The organism is Nitrincola sp. A-D6 (genome assembly GCF_000764495.1).
Taxonomy (GTDB): Bacteria; Pseudomonadota; Gammaproteobacteria; order Pseudomonadales; family Balneatricaceae; genus Nitrincola.
In genome coordinates this window covers 1-5,076 of record NZ_JRLB01000026.1, presented here as the reverse complement: position 1 = coordinate 5,076, position 5,076 = coordinate 1, and the positions used below count along the sequence as shown (strand labels likewise).

Sequence of the window (5,076 nt, the reverse complement as noted above, 5' to 3'; positions counted from 1 at the left end):
AGCCAAATCGGGTGATCGAGCTGAGTGAAAGCTGGCTGGATGATGTTGGCGTGGGCGAGCTGAGTGTGCCCAGCGAATGGACCGAACGACGTTCGCCGCTGTCGCTGACCCTGCAGGCAAGTGTGCAGGAGTCAGGTGGTCGGCCGGTGACGCGGCGAGCTACCCTGTCGATGTGGCCGGGAGAGCGACTGCCTGGTATCCGGCCGCTTTTTGCCGATGGACGCGTCGATGCATCGAGTGAGGCACGTTTTGAAATCCTGGTGACTGATCCGGCTGGAACGCGCCTGGCAGTGAACGATCTGACTGTGCGTTTGGTGCAGGAGCGACGCGATTATTTCTGGCAATTCTCGTCCAACGAGGGCTGGCGCAGCAGTTTCAACCAGAAGGACCTGGTCCTGTCGGCGCAGCGCCATGATATCGCCGCTGGCGATCAGATCGAAGTGGCGCTGCCAACTGAGTGGGGTTGGTACCGTCTTGAAGCTGAAGACCCCGAAACCGGGCTGCTCTCCAGTGTGCGCTTCCATGCGGGCTATAGCTGGCAGGAAAACGCCGAAGAGGGCAATGTGCGCCCTGACAAAGTTCGCCTTACCCTGGACAAGCCGCGCTACCAAGCGGGCGATGTGGTGAGCGTCGGAGTCGAGGCGCCAGCCGCCGGACAGGGTTATCTGATGGTGGAATCAGCCGAAGGGCCCTTGTGGTGGCAGCCGATAGAGGTACCAGCCGAGGGCGCGCATTTCGAGTTGCCGATTCCAGAGACCTGGGCACGACATGACCTTTACGTGAGCGCGCTGGTGGTACGCCCCGGTGAGCGTTCCGCTCATACTGTACCGCGTCGTGCCGTGGGTTTGCTGCACCTCCCGCTTGATCGTGAGGATAGACGCCTGACGATCCAACTCGAAGTGCCCGAGAAAATGCGTCCTGGCCGTACACTACCGGTACAACTTAGCCTGCCGGAGCAGGCAGGCGAGACGGTACGGGTAATCGTATCAGCTGTTGATGTCGGCATTCTCAATCTGACTAATTTCGAGACCCCTGATCCCTTCGCGGCTTTTTTTGGCCAGCGCGGCTACGGCATCGACCATCTCGATATCTACGCACAGCTGATCGAAGTGGGCGATACGCGCCGTGCCCAGCTCAATTTCGGCGGCGATCAGGACAGCGACCGCGGTGGAGTCTCGCCGATTACCTCTATTGAACTGGTAGCCCTGCAGTCGACTCCGGTGATAGTGGGGCCCGACGGTATGGCCGAAGTACATTTGCAGGTCCCCGATTTCAACGGCGAACTGCGTATCATGGCACAGGCCTGGAGTGATAGTGCCTACGGTATGGGTGAGGCGCACACTACCGTTGCTGCGCCGCTGGTTGCAACCCTGGCCGCACCGCGTTTTCTGGCAGGTGGTGATCAAACTGAGCTGGCCATCGACCTGACTAACCTGACTGACCAGCCACAGACGCTGCAAGCCGAGTTGCAGGTCGGTGGACTGTTGGCGACATCTGCTAGCTGGCCTGACAGCATTCAGTTGGCACCCGGTGCGCGCACCACTCTGCGTATGCTTGTTGAAGCCGGTGCGGGTATCGGCGAAGGCACGCTCAACCTGGTGGTTGATGGTCTTGCGTTGCCGGATGAGACCTTTGCGCCACTTGAGCAGCATTGGCGTATCGGCGTGCGGCCCGCCTGGCCAGCACAGACGCTGAGCTTCGTCGCGGCGCTACAGCCCGACAGCAGTGCCTGGTCGCTACAGCAGTTAGCCCCTCAGTATGAGCAGTTGGATGCACGCAGTGTGGCGGTGTCCCTGTCCGCCCGTCCGCCACTGGACCTGGCTGAGCATGTGCGCGAGCTGTTCGCCTACCCCTATGGCTGCGCCGAGCAGACCACCAGTGGACTCTATCCTTCACTCTATGCGCGGTCGGAGCTGCTCGCCAGTCTGGGTATTCGCGGGCAGGACGCAGAGGCTCGCCAAACCCGCATTGAGATTGGCATCGAACGCCTGCTTGGAATGCAGCGTTATAACGGCAGCTTTGGGCTGTGGAACAGTGATGGCGAGGAAGAGTTCTGGTTGACCGCCTACGTCGGGGATTTCCTCCTGCGTGCGGTGGAAGAGGGCTTCTCTGTGCCTGATACGGCGTTGGAATCGCTGCGTACACGCCTGCTCGCCTATCTACAGAATCCAGCCCAGATTGAAGCGTACTACACTGACAATGCCGAGCGTACCCGCTTCGCGGTGCAGGCCTATGCCGCTTATGTGCTCACCCGTCATGGTCAGGCGCCGCTGGGCAGTCTGCGCCAGCTTGCTCAACAGCGCGAACACGCACCATCCGGTCTGGCCCTGGCACAACTGGGCTTTGCCTTGCAGCGCATGGGTGATGGCGGCCGTGCCGACGCACTGCTCAGTGCCGCGCTGCAGCACCCGCGCGACCAGGGTCGTAGCGGCTGGATTGGCGACTACGGCAGTCCCTTGCGCGACCTGGCGCTGACTTTGGCCTTGTTCGAAGAGCATTCGCTGGTGGTGAGCGGACGTGACCAGTTGCACCTGATGCTCAGCGAGCAGTTGCGCGAGCGTCCGTGGCTATCGACTCAGGAGCGCAATGCGCTGTTCCTCGCTGGTCGTCATGGTCTGTCGCGTGTGGGTGAGACCTGGCAGGCGGAAGTGACAGCCGGAGTTACCAGCCGCATCAAGGGCGATCGTCCACGCGCACTGCGTTTTAATGAAGCCGAGCTGGGGGATGATTTCCAACTGAGCAACCCGGGCACCGCAACCTTGTATCAGCGTACCACCCTGACCGGCTATCCGCGCAGCGCACTGCCAGCGGACGAACACGAGATCGCGGTCAGTCGGCGTATGCTGCGTCTAGATGGTAGCGAGGTTACCGATGAACTCGATAGTGGCGAACTGGTGCTGGTGCATCTGACATTGCGTGCCCATACCCGTGTGCATGATGCTCTGGTCGTTGATCTGCTCCCGGCTGGACTGGAGCTTGAAAACCAGCGTCTGGATGGTTCCGCGCGTCTGCCCAACGCCAGCACCGAGATCAACGAACTGCTGCAACGCCGCGGCGAACATACGCCCCGACATGAGGCCTGGTTGGGCGACCGTTATGTTGCCGCGGTTGACCTTCATGAGGGTGTGCGTACCGAGCTGCTCTATCTCGCCCGCGCGGTCACGCCCGGTATCTACCGGGTACCACCGCCGCTGGTTGAGTCGATGTACCGGCCATCACTACAGGGTCGTGGGGCGACTCCGCCAGACCTGCACGTGTTGGCGCGCTGAGTTAGCCGGTGGGCGCGAGGGTCGTGGGCGGGGATAGTGCGAGGTCGGAGCGAGTTGGCAGGTACAGGCGCCGCCTGAGTGCTGTCCTGCTAGGGCTATTGCTGAGTGTGATGATGGCCTGGGTGGCTGACCGCCTGTGGCCACTGCCTATCCCTGATGAGGACAGTGCGCGCATCGTGCTTGCCCAGGATGGCACGCCGCTCTGGCGTTTTCCCGATGACAAGGGCGTATGGCGCCATGCCGTGCGGCCTGATGAAGTGTCGCCCTTGTATCTTGAAGCCTTGTTCGCCTATGAGGATCGCTGGTTTCATAGTCATCCTGGTGTTAATCCGCTGGCACTGGTGCGGGCCGCGTGGCTCAATCTGCGCGCCGGACGCATCGTCTCCGGTGGCAGCACGCTGTCGATGCAGGTAGCACGTCTGCTCGACCCTCACCCGCGTACGCTGTCAGGTAAACTTCGCCAGCTTGCGCGGACGCTGCAACTTGAATGGCATCTGAGCAAGGATGAGATCCTTACCCTGTACCTGAATCGTGCGCCCTTTGGTGGCACCCTCGAAGGGGTTGCGGCGGCAAGCTGGACACTGCTGGGTAAGTCTCCCGACGCCCTTACTCCCGCGGAAGCCGCTTTACTGGTGGTATTGCCTCAGGCGCCCAGTCGTCTGCGTCCGGACCGTTATCCCCAGCGGGCAACTGCTGCACGCGACAAGGTGCTGATGCGCATGCGAGACGGTGAACGCTGGTCGCAACAGGTGGTGGATGAGGCTCTAGAGGAGACTATCATGCTGGCGCCACCCGATCCGCCCGGATTGGCACCCCTGTTTGCGCGCCGGGTAGTGGGTGAAGGGGGTGGCGCACGTCTGCTTACCACGGTGGATGCCCGCTTGCAGCGCCGTATTGAAGCGCTGGTGGAAAGCTGGCGTGGTCGTTTGCCACCACGTACCTCGGCGGCGATTGTGGTGGTCGAACACCAAAGCATGGCAGTACGCGCCTATCTTGGTTCGGCTGATTTTGGTGATAATCAACGCTTCGGTCATGTTGATATGGTGCGTGCACTGCGTTCGCCCGGTTCAACCCTCAAGCCTTTCCTTACTGGCCTGGCCCTGGATGCGGGCCTGGTCCATTCGGAGTCGTTGCTGCAGGATGTGCCGCGCGTCCACGCCGACTATCGCCCTGGCAACTTCGCCAGCGGTTTTTCCGGTCCTGTCTCAGTGGCTGAGGCGCTGGCCCGTTCGCTTAATTTGCCAGCGGTGCAGTTGATCGAGGCCTATGGTGCGCGACGCTTCCACGCCGAGTTGGTACAGGCGGGTGTGCCGATGGCATTGCCAGCTCACGCCGCTCCCAATCTGGCGGTGATCCTCGGGGGTGTCGGCACTCGCCTGGAAGACTTGCTGGCTGGCTATGGTGCCTTTGCGCGCGAGGGTCGTGTCGCCCGCCTGCGCTGGTTCGAGGATGATCCTTGGTTGAGCGTCGCCTGATGTCTGAGGGGGCGGCGTGGATCGTGCGCCAGACCCTGCTCGGTCGACGTGCCTCGGGCCAGTCCTTGTCGATGGATGCCGCCACGCACCCGGCCCTGGCATGGAAAACTGGCACCAGCTACGGCTTCCGTGATGCCTGGGCGATCGGAGTCGGGCCGCGCTATCTGATCGGTGTGTGGATAGGTCGTCCCGACGGCACACCAGTGGCCGCGCAGTTCGGTGTGAGATCGGCGGCCCCTTTGCTGTTTCAGACCTATGACCTGGTGCGCGGGGGCGTTCCTAACTGGCGCGAAGCCGCACCTGCAAGCGTTACGGTGAGCGACATCTGCTGG

Annotated in this window: 2 protein-coding genes and 1 pseudogene; all 3 read left to right on the top strand. The window is 62.0% G+C overall.

Annotated elements, in window-relative coordinates; translation table 11 throughout:
• Positions 1–3,269: alpha-2-macroglobulin family protein (locus LH51_RS05270; protein ID WP_036520490.1), on the top strand; the 3,269-nt coding region annotated here is incomplete at its 5' end.
• Between the two features lie 110 nt (positions 3,270–3,379).
• A complete protein-coding gene (pbpC, locus tag LH51_RS05265; RefSeq protein ID WP_200881880.1) occupies positions 3,380–4,744 on the top strand; it encodes a penicillin-binding protein 1C in 1,365 nt (454 codons plus the stop codon).
• Positions 4,726–5,076 (top strand): annotated as a pseudogene (locus LH51_RS21230) (penicillin-binding protein 1C); the annotation flags it as partial. The gene pbpC and the pseudogene LH51_RS21230, both read left to right, overlap by 19 nt.

Excerpts from the sequence above, each read along its gene's own strand:
- pbpC (WP_200881880.1), top strand. The coding sequence starts at position 3,380 with ATGATGGCCTGGGTGGCTGACCGCCTGTGGCCACTGCCTATCCCTGAT.